General features: G+C 45.5%; 23 protein-coding genes and 1 tRNA gene. 13 read left to right on the top strand and 11 right to left on the bottom strand.

Annotation, left to right across the window (positions count from 1 at the left end):
* Positions 1–38 precede the first annotated feature (38 nt).
* Positions 39–1,184, bottom strand: a complete 1,146-nt coding sequence (locus tag ACLVWR_RS06035) for an AGE family epimerase/isomerase (RefSeq protein ID WP_413582970.1) — start codon at positions 1,182–1,184, stop codon at positions 39–41.
* A gap of 71 nt (positions 1,185–1,255) precedes the next feature.
* Complete coding sequence (locus tag ACLVWR_RS06030) at positions 1,256–2,083, bottom strand: trypsin-like serine peptidase (protein WP_413582969.1); 828 nt, start codon at positions 2,081–2,083, stop codon at positions 1,256–1,258.
* A gap of 182 nt (positions 2,084–2,265) precedes the next feature.
* Between ACLVWR_RS06030 and ACLVWR_RS06025 the strand changes: the two genes are divergently transcribed.
* Positions 2,266–2,694, top strand: a complete 429-nt coding sequence (locus ACLVWR_RS06025) for a hypothetical protein (RefSeq protein WP_413582968.1) — start codon at positions 2,266–2,268, stop codon at positions 2,692–2,694.
* Positions 2,695–2,698: 4 nt separating this feature from the next.
* Here the strand turns inward: ACLVWR_RS06025 and ACLVWR_RS06020 are convergent, their stop codons facing one another.
* From ACLVWR_RS06020 to sucC, 3 genes are all read right to left on the bottom strand, one after another.
* Positions 2,699–3,376, bottom strand: a complete 678-nt coding sequence (locus ACLVWR_RS06020; protein WP_413582967.1) for a hypothetical protein — start codon at positions 3,374–3,376, stop codon at positions 2,699–2,701.
* Between the two features lie 123 nt (positions 3,377–3,499).
* Positions 3,500–4,372, bottom strand: a complete 873-nt coding sequence (gene sucD, locus ACLVWR_RS06015) for a succinate--CoA ligase subunit alpha (protein WP_413576318.1) — start codon at positions 4,370–4,372, stop codon at positions 3,500–3,502.
* A 6-nt stretch (positions 4,373–4,378) separates the two neighbouring features.
* Positions 4,379–5,542, bottom strand: coding sequence for an ADP-forming succinate--CoA ligase subunit beta (gene sucC / locus ACLVWR_RS06010; RefSeq protein WP_413582966.1), 1,164 nt, complete (start codon positions 5,540–5,542; stop codon positions 4,379–4,381).
* Between the two features lie 106 nt (positions 5,543–5,648).
* Here sucC and ACLVWR_RS06005 point away from each other — a divergent pair, with 106 nt between their 5' ends.
* From ACLVWR_RS06005 to ACLVWR_RS05950, 12 genes are all read left to right on the top strand, one after another.
* The gene (locus tag ACLVWR_RS06005; RefSeq protein ID WP_413582965.1) at positions 5,649–6,413 is read left to right on the top strand and encodes an ABC transporter ATP-binding protein; all 765 of its coding nucleotides are present in this window, start codon (positions 5,649–5,651) and stop codon (positions 6,411–6,413) included.
* A gap of 22 nt (positions 6,414–6,435) precedes the next feature.
* Positions 6,436–7,164, top strand: a complete 729-nt coding sequence (locus ACLVWR_RS06000; protein WP_340598101.1) for an ABC transporter ATP-binding protein — start codon at positions 6,436–6,438, stop codon at positions 7,162–7,164.
* The gene (locus ACLVWR_RS05995; protein ID WP_413582964.1) at positions 7,161–7,943 is read left to right on the top strand and encodes an MlaE family ABC transporter permease; all 783 of its coding nucleotides are present in this window, start codon (positions 7,161–7,163) and stop codon (positions 7,941–7,943) included. The genes ACLVWR_RS06000 and ACLVWR_RS05995 overlap by 4 nt, the downstream gene beginning before the upstream one ends.
* On the top strand, positions 7,940–8,632 hold the full coding sequence (locus ACLVWR_RS05990; RefSeq protein ID WP_340598099.1) for an ABC transporter permease: 693 nt from the start codon (positions 7,940–7,942) through the stop codon (positions 8,630–8,632). The genes ACLVWR_RS05995 and ACLVWR_RS05990 overlap by 4 nt, the downstream gene beginning before the upstream one ends.
* Before the next feature lie 18 nt (positions 8,633–8,650).
* Positions 8,651–9,427, top strand: a complete 777-nt coding sequence (locus ACLVWR_RS05985; protein ID WP_413582963.1) for an MlaD family protein — start codon at positions 8,651–8,653, stop codon at positions 9,425–9,427.
* 24 nt (positions 9,428–9,451) lie between these two features.
* Positions 9,452–10,105, top strand: coding sequence for a hypothetical protein (locus ACLVWR_RS05980; protein WP_413582962.1), 654 nt, complete (start codon positions 9,452–9,454; stop codon positions 10,103–10,105).
* A gap of 414 nt (positions 10,106–10,519) precedes the next feature.
* Positions 10,520–11,257: a hypothetical protein gene (locus tag ACLVWR_RS05975; protein ID WP_413582961.1), complete on the top strand. Its 738-nt coding sequence runs from the start codon at positions 10,520–10,522 to the stop codon at positions 11,255–11,257.
* Positions 11,245–11,682 (top strand): hypothetical protein, encoded by a 438-nt coding sequence (locus ACLVWR_RS05970; RefSeq protein ID WP_413582960.1) that lies wholly within the window; start codon positions 11,245–11,247, stop codon positions 11,680–11,682. The genes ACLVWR_RS05975 and ACLVWR_RS05970 overlap by 13 nt, the downstream gene beginning before the upstream one ends.
* 26 nt (positions 11,683–11,708) lie before the next feature.
* Complete coding sequence (locus ACLVWR_RS05965; RefSeq protein ID WP_340598094.1) at positions 11,709–11,924, top strand: hypothetical protein; 216 nt, start codon at positions 11,709–11,711, stop codon at positions 11,922–11,924.
* Between the two features lie 6 nt (positions 11,925–11,930).
* Positions 11,931–12,977, top strand: coding sequence for a PLP-dependent cysteine synthase family protein (locus ACLVWR_RS05960; protein ID WP_413582959.1), 1,047 nt, complete (start codon positions 11,931–11,933; stop codon positions 12,975–12,977).
* 11 nt (positions 12,978–12,988) lie between these two features.
* Positions 12,989–14,152, top strand: a complete 1,164-nt coding sequence (locus tag ACLVWR_RS05955) for a cystathionine gamma-synthase (RefSeq protein ID WP_413582958.1) — start codon at positions 12,989–12,991, stop codon at positions 14,150–14,152.
* Positions 14,153–14,198: 46 nt separating this feature from the next.
* A tRNA-Phe gene (locus ACLVWR_RS05950) sits at positions 14,199–14,274 on the top strand.
* Positions 14,275–14,335: 61 nt separating this feature from the next.
* On the opposite strand, the gene ACLVWR_RS05945 is transcribed toward ACLVWR_RS05950, so the two are convergent.
* The 6 genes from ACLVWR_RS05945 to ACLVWR_RS05920 form a co-directional block, all read right to left on the bottom strand.
* Positions 14,336–17,257: a tail fiber domain-containing protein gene (locus tag ACLVWR_RS05945; RefSeq protein ID WP_413582957.1), complete on the bottom strand. Its 2,922-nt coding sequence runs from the start codon at positions 17,255–17,257 to the stop codon at positions 14,336–14,338.
* A gap of 267 nt (positions 17,258–17,524) precedes the next feature.
* Positions 17,525–18,001: a Dps family protein gene (locus tag ACLVWR_RS05940; protein WP_413582956.1), complete on the bottom strand. Its 477-nt coding sequence runs from the start codon at positions 17,999–18,001 to the stop codon at positions 17,525–17,527.
* Positions 18,002–18,084: 83 nt separating this feature from the next.
* A complete protein-coding gene (locus tag ACLVWR_RS05935; RefSeq protein ID WP_413582955.1) occupies positions 18,085–18,666 on the bottom strand; it encodes a DNA-3-methyladenine glycosylase in 582 nt (193 codons plus the stop codon).
* Positions 18,663–19,361, bottom strand: coding sequence for a peptidoglycan editing factor PgeF (gene pgeF / locus ACLVWR_RS05930; RefSeq protein ID WP_413582954.1), 699 nt, complete (start codon positions 19,359–19,361; stop codon positions 18,663–18,665). The genes ACLVWR_RS05935 and pgeF overlap by 4 nt, the downstream gene beginning before the upstream one ends.
* Positions 19,358–20,380, bottom strand: coding sequence for an RluA family pseudouridine synthase (locus tag ACLVWR_RS05925; protein ID WP_413582953.1), 1,023 nt, complete (start codon positions 20,378–20,380; stop codon positions 19,358–19,360). Before ACLVWR_RS05925 ends, pgeF begins: the two co-directional genes overlap by 4 nt.
* Positions 20,370–21,005 (bottom strand): helix-turn-helix domain-containing protein, encoded by a 636-nt coding sequence (locus tag ACLVWR_RS05920; protein ID WP_340598086.1) that lies wholly within the window; start codon positions 21,003–21,005, stop codon positions 20,370–20,372. Before ACLVWR_RS05920 ends, ACLVWR_RS05925 begins: the two co-directional genes overlap by 11 nt.
* Positions 21,006–21,007: the final 2 nt, after the last annotated feature.

Here is a 21,007-nt window from a genome sequence, read left to right as displayed (position 1 = left end):
GTTAGCCTTGGGGGGACCTCGCTGTCAAGCTTTCCGTCCTAATTTCGCAAGTTTACGTACTCCTCTAAGGCATTGATAATATGGTATAAAGAGCTGGATTTAGAGAAATTTCCAGAAAAAGTATCCTGAGCTGAAAGCTGGTCGTACCACATGCCTTTTTTCGGGGTCGCAAAGAACTTAAACAGGGTGTCCATGGCATCATCGGCAGCTTTGTGATAGACGGCCTGTTCCGTGGCCGGGACTTCTTTGGCCAGGCGAACTGCTGCTTTTATACGCTCACATTGTGGCCAAAAGCGCGAAGAAGTCAGTTTAGGCGTGAAATCACTCCACATTTCGTCAAAAGCGATTTTTCTTACAGGATCAGTTCCGTGTTTATCGGCGGAAAGGAAAAGATTGTGGCGAACGGCTTTGCAGTCTTTGCCCGTCAGATCCTGATACAGGGAAAACAGCCATGACCATTCGAATTGGTGGCCAGGCTCGTAAACGAACTTGCCGTTGTCACGAAGATGGTTCCATTTTTCGTCGAAATATTCGCCTAGAATGCCGGTTTGTGGGTCGATGAATTTAGTCAAAGCCAGATTCGCCAGCTCTTCACCCAGCTTCCACCATTCTTGATCCTTATCGATCTGCATCCAGGCAATGGCAGATTCAAACATGTGCATGTGCGGATTTGATTTGAAAGAAACAGTTCCTTTTTCATCCAGCTCGGTGAAGCCACCAGCTTTCACACTGCGCTCGCGATAAAGGTATTTGATCAAATCTTTTGCGCGAGTTTTGTATTCTGGTTTCGGATCTAATTGGTAAGCCTGAGCCAAACCAAAAAGCGCAAACGCCTGTGTATAAAGATCTGGATTCATGCTTTTGGGAGTTCCGTCTGCCAGCACCGAATAACTAAATTCACCAGAAGGTTGTTGGTATTTATCAATCATGTAGCGCACACCTTGATTGACGGCAAAGGTGCCAACATCTTTGGATATCGTGTTCATACGCATTCCGGTCAGGAATGAATAGATTTGTCGGGATTGCACCATTGCACGACGAGGCATTTCCATGGGCTCGCCCTCGAAGGTTAAATTTTCTTCGAAGCCACCATTTTTACGATCAATGCCTTTGCCACTCCAAAGAGGGAAGACGTCGTTGGTAAGCCAGTTCTTTGAAAACTCAATTCGTTGAGAAGGATTCATAGCGCTCTCGGTTCTTCAGTAAAGGTTGATATCTGAAGCATAATTCCTAGGCGCCAAGGGTCAAGGCAAGTTTAGATTTTGTCGCTGATCAGTGCTGCCTTTAAGAATGTTTCGCCGGTGCAGGAACCGTTTTTACAGCTATTAAAGTTAATGCAGCCGCCGCGAGTTTGAACTCTATAAATATCATCCTCCAGGATGTCATCGGCACCGCGACTTAGAATACCCACGACTTCACCGCGTTTATTGAATAGTGGGGAGCCCGAGCTGCTGGCAAATGTATCGACTGAAACCTTGAAAAAGTTTGAATTGCTTTGAATGTCCCTGACCACGCCAACATCCTGCTTTAGTGGCAAACCCAAGGGGTATGACAAGCTCAGCACTTGGTCGCCTTCACGCAAATTAAAATCAGCAGCAATTTGAGCTGGTCTGACACCTTCGGCAGCTTGATCAAGCTCCACGATGGCGAAATCCATTTTGATATCCAGCGAAAGCACACGGCTGCAGGAATAAATAATTAAATTCGATGCTGTGTTATGAGCACCGAATACAAATCGTGCATTGGGGCAAGAGTTGGAATTTTGCATGCAGTGCGCGGCGGTTAGAACTTTATTAGGAGCGATCAAGACACCGCTACAGTGGCCCACAAGTCGTTGCTCCTGAAATCTTTCATTTGCACACAGGGGATACATGTCTTTAAGAAATGGAAAATTCTTGCGGGTACCATCGTAAATCATGGCTGTCGCCTGAGCCACGACCCATGTGCGATCTTGGACTGTGACCTCTTCGCGGGAATCACCATCGTAATAAACGGCGGCGCCATTCTTTACGGAGGCAGTTCCGGAATCTTTCGCAACACATCCGGCAGTGAATATTAATAAAATAATTCCCAGTGATTTCATTGGTCTGCATCTTAGCAAATGCGGGGTCTATTTAGGTGAAGTCTTTGGGGAATTCGTAATTTATACCGGGTCAATTGTCGACTGTTTTGACAGGGGCATTTTCAATGAGTTTTTAATTAGGGTTGAGGCTTGCCTCGGAGGGGTGGCGGGAGTAAACGGGGGGCTCACTTTAAGGAGTTTTTATGAAAGCCGTGCTTGCATTGATTTTCGTGGCATATTTCCCGCTAGTTTCTATGGCATCCTTCACACAGTTGCGTTGTAAAACTATCGGTGAGGAGGCAATCGTGACAGTGCAATTGAGCCGCGCTGTTGATGCGCAAAATCCTTGGGTGGGGTTCAACACAATTGGTGCAAACCTGATTGTTAAGAGAATCGGCGCACACAACCAATACTCCACACCAGTTACGCTTTCTCCGTTATCCCAATATGGTGATCTGAGCATGCGTGGTGATGCAACTCAAGGTGGAGTTTACTTGCAGCTTTATCCGGAAATTGCAGGCGGAACAGCTACTGGTAAATACACAGGTCAACTGTTCGTAAATGATCTTGATAAGCGCGAATATTTTGATTTCCGCAGCGAAGGCAACGAGCCTGGTTTGGTTTGTCAGTAACTAGTTATTGCGTTGCTTTTTTTGCTGTCGCTGAATCTTTGGTGGCAGCAGCTGATCCTGCGGGTTTGGCCAAATGGCCTTTCACTTTTTTGCAGGCAGCATAGTCCTTAAGAAGCGTTTGCAATGAAACTGCAGGCGCTTTCACAACAGCCGAATGCATTCCTGGGTATATAGCTCCGATATTTTTTTGAACTTCAGGCAAGAATGCATCAACGCTTTTTCGGTTGTAGCTTATTTTCGACGATAGATCCGCGCATTCTTGAATTTTCTTTAGATCAAATCCAAAGCCTCCGGTTTCAATTTTTTCAATTAGCTCATGACAAATTTCCGTGGTTTGTACATCGCACAGAGTGGATTTCACCCCACCTTGGAATTTGCATTCAGCCATGCCAAGTACATTTCCCTCATCATCCAGCTTTGTATACTGAAAGTAGGTGTCGAAATCATTTTTATAGGCTGTGGTTACATACTCATTCTTAAGAGAAACGATCTTTTTAAATTCATGTTCAGTTTGCTTTTGGTAAATATGATTTCCGGACGACTTGACGACCGACTTGTAGCCTTGTGCGACCAGTTCATCCGGAGTTAGGCCAAAGCCAAAATCCCTTACTTGATTTGCATCAGCGTAAACAAAGCTTGCGGATATTAAGATGGTAAAGAAGGTCGAAATCATTCTTAGCATACAGAACTAGTCGGCAGTATTTTGTTCAACATTTATACCCGACTATGATCCAGTCTGCTTTCGGAATAAAAAAACCCACGGTTCATCACCGTGGGTTTTTAGTTTCAAATATATGACTTAAAACTACTTCTTAAGCATAGATTGCATCGTCGTTCCCATGTCAGCAGGGGAGCGAGAGATTTTGCAACCAGCAGCTTCAAGCGCTTTGAACTTCGCTTCAGCAGTACCTTTGCCGCCGCTGATGATCGCGCCAGCGTGACCCATACGTTTACCAGCAGGAGCCGCAGCACCAGCGATGAACGCAGTTACAGGTTTCTTGAAGTGAGCTTTGATGTATTCAGCAGCTTCTTCTTCAGCAGTACCACCGATTTCACCGATCATGATTACACCGTCAGTGTCTGGATCTTCATTGAACAATTTCAATACGTCGATGAAGTTTGTACCATTCACTGGGTCACCACCGATACCTACGCAAGTGGATTGACCGATACCAAGTGCAGTCAATTGACCAACAGCTTCGTAAGTCAATGTGCCGGAACGTGAAAGAACGCCGATACGACCTGCTTTATGGATGTGGCCCGGCATGATACCGATTTTGCATTCGCCTGGAGTGATAACGCCTGGGCAGTTTGGACCAACCAAACGAGTGCGTTTACCCTTCATGTATTCTTTTACTTTAACCATATCAAGAACTGGGATGCCTTCAGTGATACAGATCACAAGATCCAAATCAGCATCAACAGCTTCCATGATAGAGTCAGCAGCAAATGGAGGAGGTACGAAGATCACAGAAGCGTTACAGCCTGTAGCCTCTTTTGCTTCTTTCACAGTGTTGAACACTGGAAGACCGATGTGAGTTGTGCCGCCTTTACCTGGAGTCACACCACCAACCATTTTTGTTCCGTATGCCAATGCCTGCTCAGAGTGGAATGTACCTTGAGCACCAGTGAAACCTTGGCAGATTACTTTTGTGTTTTTATTAATAAGAATTGCCATGTTCGCTTATCCTTTAATCGCAGCAACGATTTTCTTAGCTGCATCAGTCAAATTGTCTGCTGGAGTGATGTTCAAGCCAGACTCTTTCAACATTTTTTTACCAAGTTCTACGTTTGTACCTTCAAGGCGGCAAACCAGTGGAACTTTAAGACCCAACTCTTTAGAGGCAGCGATTACGCCCTCAGCGATGATGTCACATTTCATGATACCACCGAAGATGTTAACCAGGATGCCTTTTACGTTTTTGTCTTTAAGGATGATTTTGAACGCTTCAGTAACTTTCTCTTTGTTAGCGCCGCCGCCAACATCCAGGAAGTTTGCAGGCTCAGCACCGTGCAATTTGATGATGTCCAAAGTCGCCATCGCAAGACCCGCACCATTCACCAGGCAACCGATGTTACCATCAAGTTTGATGAAGGCTAGATCGAACTTGGAAGCTTCAATTTCAGAAGGCTCTTCTTCGTTAAGATCGCGCATTTCAACGATGTCTGGATGTCTGAACAATGAGTTTGAATCGAAGTTCATTTTAGCGTCCAGGCAAAGAACGTCGCCCTCTTTAGTAACAACTAGAGGATTGATCTCTGCGATAGAGCAGTCAGTAGCGATAAACGCATTGTAAAGACCCGTGAAGAATTTCGTAGCTTTGTTTACGATCTCTGGAGCCATACCGATTTTGAATGCCAACTCGCGAGCCTGGAACGGCATCAAACCAACAGTTGGATCGATGTCGACTTTGATGATCGCGTTTGGATTGTGTTCTGCAACTTCCTCGATATCCATTCCGCCCTCAGAAGAAGCCATCATTGCAGCTCTTCCAGTAGCACGGTCGATCAAGCAGGCAACGTAGTATTCTTTAGCGATGTTGCAACCTTGTTCGATGAAAACTTTTTGAACAACTTTACCTTCAGGGCCTGTTTGGTGAGTCACCAACGTCATGCCGATCATGTTTTTAGTGTATGCGGAAACTTCGTCCAAAGACTTAGCAACTTTAACACCGCCACCTTTACCGCGGCCACCAGCGTGGATCTGAGCTTTAACAACCCAAACTGATCCACCGATTTCTTTAGCAGCAGTAACTGCCTCTTCTGGAGAGTGAGCCAGCTTACCTTTAAGCGTCGCTACTCCGAACTTTCTCAAGACTTCTTTGGCCTGATACTCATGAATATTCATGTACTAACTCCGATTATGAACTTGCGTTTGTGGCCCCATTCAATATCAAATCATACTCAGAGACAAGGATTACCGCTCGGCGCAGGACTGATGGAAGGTAGGGAAAATGGGGAGTGTATTGCGTTTGCAAAACGTATCTGTGACTTTTGACTCACAGGTCGTGTTGCGCTCCGTAAATTTAGATATCAAGTCCGGCGAAGCTTTTGTCATTATTGGCCCAAGTGGACAGGGTAAAACAACTCTACTGAAGACTTTATCAGGTCTGGTAACCCCTCAGAATGGCAAAGTTTTTGTTGAACAAAGCGATTGGTCAACGCTAGGCAGCAAAGACAAGCTTCCACTTCTTAAAAAAATGGGAATCCTGTTTCAAAAGAACGCCCTGTTCGATTCTTTGACTTGCATTGAAAACATCTGTTTTCCGCTAAGGGAGACAACTCGTCTTTCGGAGTGGGAAATAACAAAGAAAGCTGAGAGTTTTTTGGATGCTGTCGGCATCCCCCATGCGCGTGATTTGTATCCTGATGAAATAAGTGGAGGCATGCAAAAGCGTCTGGGAATCGCTCGGGCATTGGCTTTGGACCCACAAATAATTTTTTATGACGATCCAACAGCGGGACTTGATCCAATCACTTCAAAGAAAATCATCACGCTGATAAAAACACTGCAACAACAAAACAACTCGACGATTGTAGCGGTGACGAATGATATGAATCGCGCCTATCAAATGGCGGACCGAATTGCGATGGTTGTAAATGAAGAAGTGATTATCACTGGATCTCCGAAAGAAACAGAAAATCATGCTGATCCAAGGGTGCGCCAGTTTGTACGCGGCCTTCTTGAGGGACCTCTGACGGCGCTTGACCCCGTGTAGTATCCAACTCTAAAATTTCAGAGTGATAGAATTCAAAAACATCGTCAAAAGATTCGGAGATCGCACAGTCCTTAATGGACTTTCGGCGACTATTCGCGAGGGCGAAATCGTATTTATTCTAGGAACCTCCGGAACAGGCAAGTCAGTTTTATTGAAAAATCTTGTGGGACTGTTAACACCGGATCAGGGTGAAATCTGGATCGACGGTCAGGAAGTGGCCAAGTTTACCGAGGAACAATACCTGCCGATTCGAAAAAAATGCGGCATGGTTTTTCAACATCCGGCTTTGTTCGATTCACTGACTGTTTTTGAAAACGTGGCTTTCGGACTGCGCCGACATTATGATTTTTCCGAAGAAATCATAAGGGAAAAAGTCACGAAAGCCCTTCGCCTGGTGCATTTGAATGGAGTCGATGAAAAGCTCCCAGCTCAGATCTCCTATGGCATGCAAAAGCGAGTCAGTCTGGCACGTACGGTGGCTTTGGATCCAAAAATCCTTCTTTTCGACGAGCCCACCACAGGTCTGGATCCGGTTACGACGACAGCGGTGAATAAGCTGATCCTGGATCTATCAAGAACTCTGAAGACAACATCCATAGTAGTCAGTCATGACATGAATTGTGCTCTTACAATTGCAGATCGAATCATCGTGCTTGATAAAGGGCAAATCGTTGAAATGGGCACGCCAGACGAACTAAAAAAATCGGAAGTACCACTGGTGAAGGACTTTCTGGCCGAGGTGCTGGCATGATGGCTTTTGCAGTGGGAATTCTGGATGAAATTGGCGGCACACTTATTTTTCTTAAGACGATAATCAGTACAGTCTTTGTAAAAAAGCTGAAAGTGCATGAGATCTTTGTTCAGATTTGGAAAGTTTCGATCGAGTCCTTTCCGACGACGGCAATGGCGGGGTTCTTCGTGGGCGCTATTATGGCCGTGCAATTCGCAATGCCTATTCGCGAATTCGGTGCTTTGGGTTTCTTGGGTGGTCTCGCGACCAGTGCGACTTTCCGTGAAGTAGGCCCGATGTTAATCGCCTTCATGTTAAGCGGAAAAGTCGGCGCATATACATCAGCTGAGCTGGGTACCATGAGAGTCACAGAGCAAATTGACGCCGTTCGCTGTTTAGGGGCAGATCCCATTCAGGAGATCATCGTTCCAAGATTCCTGGGTATAGTCATATCGAGCTTTTTTCTTTTGGCGGCGGGCTTAATGATGTCGGTATTTGGTGGCATGGCTCTGGCGCAGGCTTTTGCGGGAATTTCAGCAGAAGAATACATTCGCCACATCCCTACAATTGTCCATCCGATTTCAATTTTAAGCGGACTGATTAAAAGTCTGGTTTTTGCGGTCGTACTTGCAACAATTTGCACTTACAAGGGATACACCACGACAGGTGGGGCAAAAGGTGTGGGGCGAGCCGTCGTCGCAACTGCGGTTACCACGATGATTTGCATTGTGGTGATGGATTGGTTTACCAGCTTTCTTGGAGAAGTGCTTATCCAAGCAATCAGAGGTTACAGATCATGATCGCTTTATATGGACCTTTCCGTTACAAAGAGTTTTTTCAGCAACTTCACTTCGTCGCAAATCGCAGCCTTTTTATTATCGTGTTTTGTGTTTGCTTTGCGGCCATTGTCACTATTCTTGAGTCATCATTTCACATGAAATTGGTCATTCAAAACGATGCGATGGTGCCGGGATTTGCAGCTGTTTTGATATTGCGCGAACTCGCAGCGATTGTGACCGCTCTGCTATTGTGTTCCCGAGTGGGGGCCGGTTATGCCTCTGAAGTCGGTACCATGCAGATCACCGAACAAGTCGACGCTTTGAAAATGCTGGGAATTGATCCGATTAATTACCTGGTTATTCCAAGATTCTTTGCCTGCGTGGTAGGTGGAATTATTCTTACTTTAATATCAAATATGACCTGTTTGTTCGCAGCCATGCTGATCAGTCAGACGTATTTGGGCTACACGCCCGGGATGTTTATCAGTTCGATGCACAGGTTTGTGCAGTTTAAAGATGTGTATTTTGCAGTGATAAAAGGTGCCTGCTTCGGTGGAGTGATTCCTTTGGTGGCCTGTTATTTCGGTTTCCGTTGCCAACAGGGCGCGGAAGGTGTTGGCAAAGCGACCACAAATACTGTGGTCGTGGCTTCGATCGCAATTATTGTTATCGATTTTATTTTATCTTATACTTTTAGTTATCTTTATTGATCCTATTCGGGAGCGTTTATGAAAGTGGAAACCAAGGTCGGTTTGTTAGCTCTGGTTAGTTTAATCATGGTGGCAGCATTTGCTTATGCCATGGGTTTCATAACCCCGTTTTCAAATACTAAAGAACTAAATGTGATGTTCAATTTTGCGGGTGGAATTGAAGAGGGATCTCCAGTTCGAGTCATGGGTATTAAAGTGGGCAAAGTGAAGTCCATAGCTTTTGATCCAGAACACAAAATGGCTGACGGGGAAGAAGTAAAATTGCGTTTAACCATCACCATCGATAAGAAGGCCTGGACGAGTGTCCGTAAAGATTCCAAATTTTTCATCAATCTTGCGGGTGTCATTGGGGAAAAGTTTCTGGAAATCTCTCCAGGGTCGGCAACTTCCGGGGAATTTGCATCGGGTGAGTATGTTCGTGGTGAAGATCCTCCGCGAATTGATCAGCTTTTATCCCAAGGTTACGGTTTAGCGGGAAAAATGATCGAAATTTTGGAAAAGAACGAAGGATCTGTCACCAGCGTAATCAAGCAGATGGATTTGTTGGTTACAAACTTCAATCGAACGCTGGTATTGCTGGATAAAACCACTAAAAATCCTGAAATTTCACGGTTGCTTGATAATTCTATTAAAATTAGCGATGACGTAGCTTATCTTACGTCCAATCTTCGATCTAAAAAGGCTGAAGACACTTATGACCTGGTTCATAAGCTTCTTTTCCGTTTGGAACCGCTTGATGGCCCGGCTATTAAACAGTTCTTGCAAAAAGAAGGCGTCAGAGCCCGAATCTTTTAGGTCTGAAACTAAAAGGAGGCTTCCATGTTCCAACGTTTCACCGGCGTCGCAATCCTTGCCTTGCTGACTTCAAGTATTTCCTTTGCCGAGATTTCCACGACAGATCTGTGGTCTGATTCTTCGTCTGTTTCATCCAAAGCACTGAGTATCGAGCAGGATTATAGCGACTCCATGCGCGCCGAGCGCCTGGGGATGACCTACTCTTCAACTCTAAGCATGCGCCAAAGTCGTAAAGTCGGACTGGGAATGTCTGTGGGTGGTCAATTGGGGCTGGTTGGAATCACTGGCGAGTTTAATTTCGAAGATGAAAACAGTGTTGTAGCGGGATTCGGAACAGGTCCCGGATATAATTCCATCCAATTTTCATGGAAACATGCCTTTGAGGGCGATTATATCGCACCTTATTACACTGCAGGTTATTCTCGTTGGTATAATTCGATGGGAAATTCCACTTCTTGGAAGGAATCGGGGATTTTAGACCGTGTTTTAACCGACGATGAGAAACGTTCCGGGCAGTTTGGAACTGACTTTTTGAACGGATCTTTCGGCCTTCAGTACAATCAATTGTCCGGAGATTTGGCCGGAGTTTCTGTGTTCGCAGAAGTGGTTGCGATGTATGAAGTGAAGCGCTCACAATTGCTTCCTTCAGGAACGGTCGGAGCTTTGTACTACTTCTAAAAAAAAGTTCAGAAATTTAAATAAAAAAGGCTCGCAGAGATGCGGGCCTTTTTTATTTGAAACCCGCTACTGGAGCGGGTTTCAGGCATAAAAAAACCCCAGAGTTGCCTCTGGGGTTCAGTGTACTAAATTAGTACAGCGTCTAACTACTTAGAAGCTTTTTTAGTAGCTTTTTTAGCTACTTTTTTTGTAGCTTTTTTTGCTACTTTTTTAGTAGTTTTCTTTGCTGCTTTTTTAGTAGCTTTTTTTGCTGCTTTCTTTGCCATGTGCTCCTCCTAGGATGCAAACGTTGTTGTTGTTACTTACTTGTAAAAAACCTTACTTACCCTAAGTCTTCCCAAATCGACCACCGCCGTCAACAAAAAAATTTCTTGCATATTTTTTGCGATCAACAAGAACCCAAGGAGGCACCTCTTGATCACTTTTTTTATGCTTTCGATGTTCGGACAAGCGCTCGTTCAGCGTTCTCTTGCCAACATCGCGCGGGAATTTGCAATCTCTCAACGAACTTCAAGGTCTTTGATGATCTTGAACTTGGTTGCGATCACTTTTATCGCCGCGCTTTCCGACTCTGCGGTATCGCTCTGGCTTTTCTTCGGCATTCTTTTAATAAGTTTAAAGTTTTTTCCGGAAATTTTCCGCATTTTTCTTACTCAGCGACTTTCCATGGCCGTGATCCCCATGTTGGACAACCTTATTTTGGGGCTTCAAGCAGGAAAATCCTTTCGACAAAGTCTTCATGTGGCGATCGAAAGTCAAAGTGGCTGGCAAAGGAATCAGCTGCGCGAAATTTACAATTCCGTAGTCACGGCGGAAATTGTCATCGCCACGAAATCCGCACGGATAAAGGATTTGCAGGCGGACCTTCTTGAGATCGACCGGTCACAGACGCGCGTGATTGATCAGGCAAAAGCGCTGCGCCGGCAGTACAAAGTGGAAGAAAATTTTCGACGTAGGTCCGGACAAGTGACCCAGCAGATAAAGATGCAGGCGATAATTGTCACCGCCCTTTATTGCGCCCTTTTGGCGTTTGTATTTGTGCAATTTGGCTTCGCTCGCCATCGATTTTTAATTTTGGGCTCTCTTTTTATGTTCGTTTTTGGGCTGATTATTATTTTTAGTGTGGGTCGGAGGATGAAATGGAAGGTGTAGCACCCCCGTTGGCGCTATTGTTATGCGTGAAACGGGCACTTGAGAAAGGTCAACCCACGAAAGTTGGCGTGATGAACTATTTAAAACGGCATCAGGGCGATTTTCCATCTCTTGTGGGTCGCTGGTTGGCGCTGTTGCAGCAAGGAAAGGTCACGCATGGCCTCATTAATCAGTCCTTATCTCCCCATCGGCAGGTGCTTTTGCAGCTTTTGGAGCGCGGAATACGCGGCGAGGCCATATATAATGTCATTGTCAGCCTGGAAGAGGAGATGTTGGAGGCTTGTGAGGATGATATTCGTACAAAGCTCACGAGACTTCCTTTTTTATTGCTGATCCCCCTTCTTTTATTCCAGTTTCCGGCCTTTCTGCTGCTGCTTTTTGGTCCGCTGCTGCAAAATTTTTTTCACTCTTTGGGAGGGGGGTGATAGAGTGAGCCCGTTGGGGGAAATCCATGGCTGAGCTTGAAACTAAAAAGAAGACGGTATCACTTGAAAAGCTGGTTGAAGAGTTGATGAAAGATCAACCAAACAGAAATCTGGTGAAACAGCTGACTTCAGAGCTTGGAATGGAATATTCCGGAGATCCGATGACTCAAATGAATACAGTTTTGCAGTCTATGAACACAGTCTTACTTCGTTCCAACAGAAGCAGAGACTTAGAAAGCTAGTCAATCATGTCACAAATCTATAAATCGATCCTGGAAACCATCGGGAACACCCCGTTGGTGGAACTTCGTAACGTAACTAAGAACTCAAAACATAAATATTTCGCAAAGGTTGAGTACTTTAATCCTGGCGGCAGCATCAAAGATCGTGTTGCCGTGGCGATGATCGAAGAAGCTGAAAAACGCGGTGATTTGAAGCCGGGCGGTACCATTGTTGAAGCAACATCTGGAAACACCGGGGTTGGTTTGGCATTGGCAGCAGCTGTTAAGGGATACAAATGTATATTTGTGATGCCCGAGAAAATGAGTGAAGAAAAAAGAGCTATTTTGCGTGCTTATGGCGCCCAAGTGGTCATCACTCCGATGGTGGAGCCAGAGCATGAGCTAAGCCACTATACTGTTTCAAAAAAGATCGCTGATGGTATTCCCGGAGCGTTTTTGACGAATCAGTTCTTTAACAATGACAACCCAACACGCCACTATCAGACAACAGGTCCAGAAATCTGGAGTCAAACTAATGGTAAAGTGGATGTTTTGGTGGGTGGTGCTGGTACTGGAGGAACTCTTTCAGGCTGTGCTAAATTCCTAAAAGAGAAGAAGTCTGAAGTTAAAATCATCTGTGCGGACCCAATTGGTTCGATTCTTTATGATCTTTATTATCATAAAAAGATCGTGGACCCTCCAGGTTCCTATAAAGTTGAGGGTATTGGCGAAGATATGCTTCCAGGCAACGTTCACTTGGATATCTATGACGGTTTTGTTCGTGTCGGTGACCCAGAAGCTTTCGAAATGACTCGCAGATTGGTTGCTGAAGAGGGTCTTTTGGTTGGGCCATCCAGTGGAACAGCGTTGGTCGCTGCCATGAAGTATGCAGAGAAAATTGAGAAACCACAAAATATCGTGGTGATTTTCCCTGATAGCGGCCGTCAGTACTTGAGCAAAGCGTTTAATGACAAGTGGATGATCGAAAACGGCTTTTTGAAGGCGGATGATGTAAAATCCGTTTTCAACAGAGTGATTAGCGCTGAAGAAGCCCTTAAAAATCTTTCTAAATAGCAGGTAAAGACATGAAAAATACGAATTCTCAACTTGGCTTTGCAACCCGCGCGATTCACGCGGGCCAATCACCGGATCCAACAACCGGCGCTATTATGACTCCGGTTTATATGACCTCGACTTATGTACAATCCTCCCCTGGCGTTCACAAGGGCTGGGAGTATTCTCGCACTCACAACCCCACTCGTCGTGCATATGAAAATTGCATGGCCAGCCTGGAAAGTGGCAAGTATGGATTTGCATTTGCTTCTGGTTGCGCAGCAACGACTGTGATTTTGCATCTTATCAAAGGTGGTGACCATGTGATCGCCATGGATGATATGTACGGCGGTACTTTCCGCTTGTTTGATAAAGTTTTGCGCCATGATGGCATGGAGTTTTCATTCGTTGATTTGACGAACGTTGAGAACTTTGAAAAGGCCATCAAACCAAATACAAAAATGGTTTGGTTGGAAACTCCAACAAATCCAACATTGAAATTGGTTGATATCAAAAAGATCTGCGCGATTGCGAAAGCAAAAGGCATCCTCGTAGCCGTTGATAATACTTTTATGAGTCCGTACTTCCAACGTCCCCTGGAGTTGGGTGCTGACATCGTGGTTCACTCTGCGACGAAGTATATAGGTGGACACAGTGATGTGGTTGGTGGCGTGGCCGTGACTTCTCGTGAAGACATCGCAGAGCGCATGGCATTCCTGTCCAACTCCATGGGTCCGATTCAAGGTCCTTTTGATTCCTTCATGTGCTTGAGAAGCTTGAAAACTTTACCTTTGCGTATGAAGGCGCATCAGGAGAATGCGATGGCTGTTGCCCGCTTCCTTGAGGGTCACGCTAAGGTTGAAAAAGTGATTTATCCAGGTTTGGAAAGTCATCCTCAGCACAAATTAGCCAAGGAACAGATGCATGGTTACGGCGGAATGATCACGTTCTACATCAAAGGTGGAATGGATGCTGCCCGTAAGTTCTTGGAAAATGTAGAAATCTTCGCGTTGGCCGAGAGTTTGGGCGGGGTTGAGAGCTTGATTGAACATCCAGCGATCATGACGCACGCCTCCGTGCCAGCTGAAAACCGCAAGGCTTTGGGCATCGATGACAGCTTGATTCGTCTTTCAGTGGGAATTGAGGACCTGAACGACCTATTGGGTGACCTAAAATCTGCTTTCGACAAAGTCTAATTGTTGACAGGCAGGGGGGCAAAAGTTAAACCAATGTCTCTCGAATGGCTTGGTAGCTCAGTTGGTAGAGCAGAGGACTGAAAATCCTTGTGTCGGCGGTTCAATTCCGTCTCAAGCCACCATTTTTTTAGATTCTAAATCCCGCTCACAAGCGGGATTTTTTTTGCCCAAAATCCGTGGGCTCTATTTCCCTTTGCAGAAAGCAGTTTTACCAAGTTCACAGAGAGCTTTTTTCATTTCCGCATTCTCTTCTTTGATAGATGCCAATTCGCGAGCCTGCTTTTCAAGCTGTTCATCATGTCCTTTGAATTTCGCATAGAGTTCTTTAATTGCTCCAATAATAGGCGAAACCAGCTTCGAGTAGGCGACAGATTTATAGCCATCTTTTACTGAGGTTACTGCCTCTGGAAATTGCTTTTCGACTTCCTGGGCAATGACACCAATGTCGTGCCTTTGTTCGTGCTTCGTTGGTTGATTAACATCATGGCGCCAATCAAACTCAACTCCACGTAGACTCAGAATTTTTTCAAGTGGGTTTTGGATTTCAATAATATTTTCTTTCAGGCGCATATCGGAGCTAGTATTCCAAGCTGTCGCCAGGGCCGAACCATTTACGTGTAGAAGTGCAGAGGGTGACATTGTGCCCACTCCGACAAAGCCACCGTTGGGATTGATTGTCGATGCTGTACCAGTTCCATTTAAAACAGAAATATTGTTCAGCATGTCCCAGTAATAGCTCGTTTTAACTGTCCCGCCGACGGTAAAGTCTAAGTGTGTGTTTCCCGAAGTTCCTTCGACACGAATCCCCGTGTTGGCTCCACCAATAATGGTAAGGTTCTTATCCGGTGAAATGGTTCCGATACCTACGTTGCCGGAAGATAGAATGCGCATTCTTTCGTTACCGGCTCCATCGGCGATCAGAATATTGTTGGAAGAAGTTGCGATGGCCGTTCCATCATTCGAACCGATCACGACGTTGTTGCTTCCGGTTGTGATCGCAGAACCAGCATTGTAGCCGACACCGATATTGTTAGATCCCGAAGACATTCCCATAAGTGCAGAATGGCCAAGGGCTGTGTTTGTTGTGCCAGTATTATTTGCGACCGTTGCGCTTCCAGATAGGGAGTATGCCCCTAGAGCAGTGTTTTTACTGTTCGCAGCTGTTGTCGTGGGGTCCGAACCGCTCATAGAACCATATCCAACAGCAGTCGATTCATTTAATGCTACGTTGGATGCCAATGCGGCTCTTCCGACCGCGACGTTTCTACTTCCCTGAATATTAGACATCATGGCGCTATAGCCAAGACTGACATTTCCCCACGCGACGGTGCTGTTTTGCAGGGAATAGTTTCCCAGTGCGGCGTTCTCACTTCCAGTAGTATTCTTCTGAGAAGAGTAGACTCCGACGGCGACATTTTGTCTGCCCGTAGTACTGGTTAAAAGAGATTCATATCCTACGGCAACATTGAGATCGCCCGTTGTGCTTGATGCCAATGCGGAACGGCCCAATGCCGTATTAAAAGATCCGGTAGTATTGCTCCCTAAAGAGAACACACCAATGGCCGTGTTATGTATAGCAGTTGTGGTTTTATTTAGAGAGTAGTATCCAACACCAGTATTGCCGGTTCCAGTTGTTAACAACTGCAAAGCATAATTTCCTATCGCGGTGTTTGAGTTTGCTGGCGACACGACGGCCGTCAGTGCACTTTGTCCAAGGGCCGTGTTATTCGAATCAGTGATGCCTGTTAAAGAATTCATGGTGACAGGCGTCCACTGGGTTCCATTAAATTGCAAAACTTGATTGGATGTCGGTGCCGTGCTGGCAACGGCTCTTCCTTGAATACCTGCAACCACAGTTGCCCCTTGAGTTCCGGTGACATCGCCAGCAACAGTACCAGTAAAGCCAGCCGCATTTCCTGCGATATTACCACTGACATTCGCACCCGTGATTGAGATCGCCGTACAGGCGAATCCGCCGACAGGGGAGATGAAAGACAATGTCGATGCAGCAGAGTTACAAGTCGGAAGACTTGAGTAGGCAACGTAATTGCCGAAGGTCGTTGTTAAACCACTAACATCACTTTGTTGTATGCCTGAATTAATCCAGCTGCCACCACTGTATTTTAAGAATTGATCATTAGTGGGTGAAGAAATTGATAGTGGTACACCACTGATTCTTGCGACTGTCGGATTCGGATAGCTGCCACTCAAATCTCCGCCGGCAGATCCAGTTGGGGCTGCGCCAGTGATTGTCGTATTGTTAACCGAGGTGATGCGACCATAAGTATCAACTGTGATAACTGGAACAGCCGTCGCAGAACCATAAGTTCCTGCGGTAGCGCCGGAAGTACTTAAAGAAAGCGTTCCTGTAGTTGTGATCGGTCCACCCGTAAGTCCTGTCCCTGCATTGATTTGTGTGACAGTGCCGCTGCCGCCACCTCCGCTACTCGGAGTTCCACAAACAAGCTTCGTTCCATTCCAGCTGAGGAACTCACCGGCACCACAGGCAATGGAGATTGTTCCATTATTGTTGATGTCATTCTTTAAAACGAAATCACTGGCGATATTTGCGCCAAGTTTTTGCGCTGTTTGTGCATGACCTGCGTAAGGAACTGCTCTGATGTCATTATCCGGTGAGATAGTTTGCCAGCCCGAGCCGTCATGAAATGAAACTCTCAAAAGACGACCTGCAGTTGCAGTGGCGCTATACGAAGAAGTTCCCGCAGAGCAAGTGTAAGACATGCCGTTGTTGGTACAAGATCCGCACATGTAAGTTAGACCGTTATTGAAAATATCAACCACGGTTCCCGCGCCAGCACCTGCTATGTACTGAATGGACCCATTGCCGATGGGAACATCAAAGACACCGTCTGAATTTGCCAGATTGATTGCAGTAACTTGCTCTTGATAAACTAAACATTGGCCCGAAGGATCCATGATTTGAAAGACGAAAGAAACGTTTGAGTTCTGGAATGGAGTTCCGTCTGATTTAACTATTCGCCCTTGGTATGTGAGTGAGCTTGATGAAGCAACGGAAGCCGCCTCGGAATTTGCCGAGAGACTTAATATAATTGCGCCAAATAAAGCCAAGACTCTGTTTGCCACGTTGAAAGCTCCTTAAAATACGTTCCCGCGGAGTCGCGCTATGCTAGCCACAATAGCTATTAATAAATCGGAATTTCAGAGACTTGCCTTGAATGATCATAAGGCTGGGAATCGTCAGTTTTTGGGTGCTATTTTATTCTGAAGCCGTGTCTTGCAGTTTAATTGCAGATGGGGTGGCTTGAGTGCTTGAAATAATGTGTGCACAGTGGTGCACACGGGGGATTTTAAATATGGGGTTTATGATTAAAACCCCATGTTTATATGAATCTACTTTTTTTCCAACAAAGCTCTAAGCATCCACGCAGTTTTTTCGTGAATCTGTAGTCGTTGAGTTAATAGATCGGCTGTTGGTTCATCGCTGGCTTTTTCAACTACCGCAAAAATACTGCGAGCAGTGCGAGCCACAGTTTCCTGACCGTGAACAAGTGTTTCGATCATTTTAGTTGCGCTTAGTTTTTCGCCTGGAATTTCTTTGATAGAAGAAAGTTTTGAGAACTCTGCATAAGTACCTGGTGCGTAATGACCCAAAGCACGAATGCGTTCAGCGATGGAATCAACTGCCAATGCCAATTCGTTGTACTGAGTTTCAAACATCAAATGCAAAGTTTGGAACATCGGGCCTTCAACGTTCCAGTGAAAATTATGAGTTTGAAGATAAAGTGTGTAAGTGTCTGCCAACAATGTGGATAGACCTTTTGCGATTTCTTTTCTGTCTTTGTCATTGATGCCGATATTGATTTTCATTGTGTACTCCTGTTGCGGTTCTCATCTTAGTCCAAATAGACGTGTGTTTGAAATGAAAATGCAATGAGGCTGGACGGGGCGGGTTATTTCCTTGAGACAAATTTGTTATCAGCCAGATAGAATCGCAATGGCCATAGAGCAGCATCTCCCGCATAGTCCACCCCGATTCTAGGTCGTTCTATGATTTGACTCGTTGTAACCTTAAAACCACTGTCACTGATACAGAGTGCCGATTGTTTTCGCCACATTTGCAACCCGTTGTGATCCTTATTGATTTCATAGTGTCTGCAAAGTTTGCCGGGACCATTGGAAACCAGCTGCGATTTTTCGAACTTTGCGGCCAAGGGCAATGGCTCAAGAGCGCGGATCAAAACGGCTTCGGGATGTTGTTCGGAACGGGTGACGACATTCAGGCAAAAATACATTCCGTATATTTGATAAACGTAACTGTGTCCCCCGGAAAGATACATGGATGAAGTACGGGGAGTTCGCCGACCTTCAAAGGTATGGCATGCGGGATCCTTGATGCCGAGGTAAGCTTCGACTTCAACAATGCGGGCTTGATGCACTGATCCCGTGGTCTTGATATGCAGGGTTTTTCCCAGGAGCGATTTAGCCACCGTGATCGTATCCTCAAAATAGAAATCTTGAGGAAGAATCTTCATGGTGTTCTTACAACGAAGCTGATTTGACGACCGGCTTTTTCTTTATCACGTCTGTGGGAGTGAAAGAATTCGTCTTTGACTGTGTCCAAATGCAGAGTGAATACCTTTTCCAAGGAGATTCCCTGTGATTCCAACTGGGACTTAACGATCAGATTTAAATCCACCAGGGATTTATCGCTAGAGATCGCAGTATAAAACATTTCTTTTTCTTCAGAGGAAATCTCGGGAAGACTTGCCAGAATCTGGTCTCTGATATCGTTGCCACATTCAAAGCTGTCTTTTTGGATATGTGGACCGATGACGACTTCAATTTCTTGCGGGGAAATACCCCGGTTTACCATCTGGTGAATTGTATTGATCAAAATACGATTTGCGACCCCACGCCATCCGGCGTGAACACCAGCAATGGTGCCGGTTTGTGGGTGAAAGAACAGCGCCGGTACGCAATCTGCGGTGATCACACACAATGCCAGGCCTTTTGCCGTCGTAATGAGGCCGTCAGCATTTACCTGGTAGTCCAAGCTTGCGTCTTTGGACTCCACGACTATATCACTGTGAGTTTGTTTGACTCTGACAAAATCAAAGCCAGGATAGGCTTTCTTTAAGTTATCCAGTTGCGACTCTTTCCCGCCGAAAAAGTAGGAAATACCATTCGCATTAATTTCGTATCCCAGCGGAGTTTTTTCGATATTCACATCAAACCCCATTTTTTAATCAGGAGAGAGATATCCTCGGGCCAATCTTTTTTAAAGAACATTCTTTCCTGAGTGCGCGGATGGGTGAAACCCAATTCTGCAGCATGCAGCAGGAATCTTGGCAAAGATCGCAGGTCTTCTTGAATGACCCTTTGTTCGACAGATTTAATTTTCTTGTCAGCCCCGTAAGTGGAGTCACCGGCGATAGGTAATCCGCTTTCAGATAAATGCACACGGATCTGATGAGTGCGCCCGGTTTCAAGCTTCATTTTCATATAGCTGAGACCGCTTTTGCGTGCCAACGTTTCGTAATGCGTGACCGCCCACTTGCCAATTTCCGGAGGATCATTTGGGTCCAGCAAAGGACGACGATCATCTCCCAGGACCGATGCATATTTCTTGCGATCAACAGGGTGTCGCGCCAAAAAACTTTTTATTGTGCCACTTAGGTTTCGAGCAGTGCCGATGCAAACTGCATAGTAAATTCTATGCGTGCTGCGCTCTTTAAACTGTGCAGTGAGAGATTCATGGGCTTTGTCATTCTTCGCAACGACGATGATCCCACTGGTTTCTTTATCCAAACGATGAACAATACCTGGTCGTTCTTCGCCAAACTTCATCGAAAGATCATCAGTGTGCGAGATAAGTGCATTCACCAGGGTGTCGTGTGCATGTCCTGCGGCCGGATGAACCACCAGGCCTGCTGGTTTATTAATGACGATCACATCTGAATCTTCAAAAAGCACATCTAACTTCAAATCGTAGGATTGCAGCTCTGTGGGAACCGGTGCAGGAATTGTGATTTCAATGTTGTCTGTCGACTTAATAGGTTGGGAAGCCTTGGCTGACTTCCCATTTACCTTAACAAGATCATTATCGATCAGATGAGCAGCACGGGTGCGATTTTCGATTTCAGGCAATAAAGCGAGCGCTTTATCCAAACGCAAACCAACCATCTCTGGCAAAGCTGTGAGCTGAATTGTTTGATCGGAATGTTCAGGGTTGGATTTATTTTCCAAGCGCTTTTTTGAAGTTTTTCATGTAGGAATCAGCGACTTTCTTGTCATCAATTCCCAACGCTCTTGCAATTTGCACGACATATCCGCGTACAAAAACAACTGCTGGAAGATTATCTGGCTCAGTGCTTTCGATGGCTTTTACATACCAAGCATTGATCTTGGTAATCTCGCTCATGCGCTCAACAGTGATGCCTTTGTATTCGCGAACCTTTTTAATGAATTCGCCTGTCCAGTTTTCCTGAGCTTTGATCTCTGCTTCCAGGGCTTCGTTTTTTTCGAAGACTGGTGCAGGCTTTTTCTCGATTGCTTTTGGTTCTGCAGGAGTCACTGTTTTGCTGGCTTCAACGATGGATGCATAAGTCAGTTCGTTGAGGGAGGCCAAGCCGCTTAATAGTCTTTGGTCGTAGATGTTACGTAGGATCTTGTTACCAAGAACCTGATACGCCTCTTCGATCAGGACCAAAAATTCACGGGCTTCGTGTTCAGAGAAGATTGTGTAAATAGCTGGATTTTCGCCTGAGTAGGTATTGCGAGCTCGTTCATAGGCCGCAGTCACTTCGTGTTGAGGTGAATTAGCGGGTAGTTCAAGAATTTCGTAGTAATTATAACGAGTAGTCGCTTCCATGC

Source organism: Bdellovibrio sp. HCB288 (assembly GCF_047305935.1).
Taxonomy (GTDB): Bacteria; Bdellovibrionota; Bdellovibrionia; order Bdellovibrionales; family Bdellovibrionaceae; genus Bdellovibrio.
This window is presented reverse-complemented; position numbering and strand designations above follow the sequence as displayed.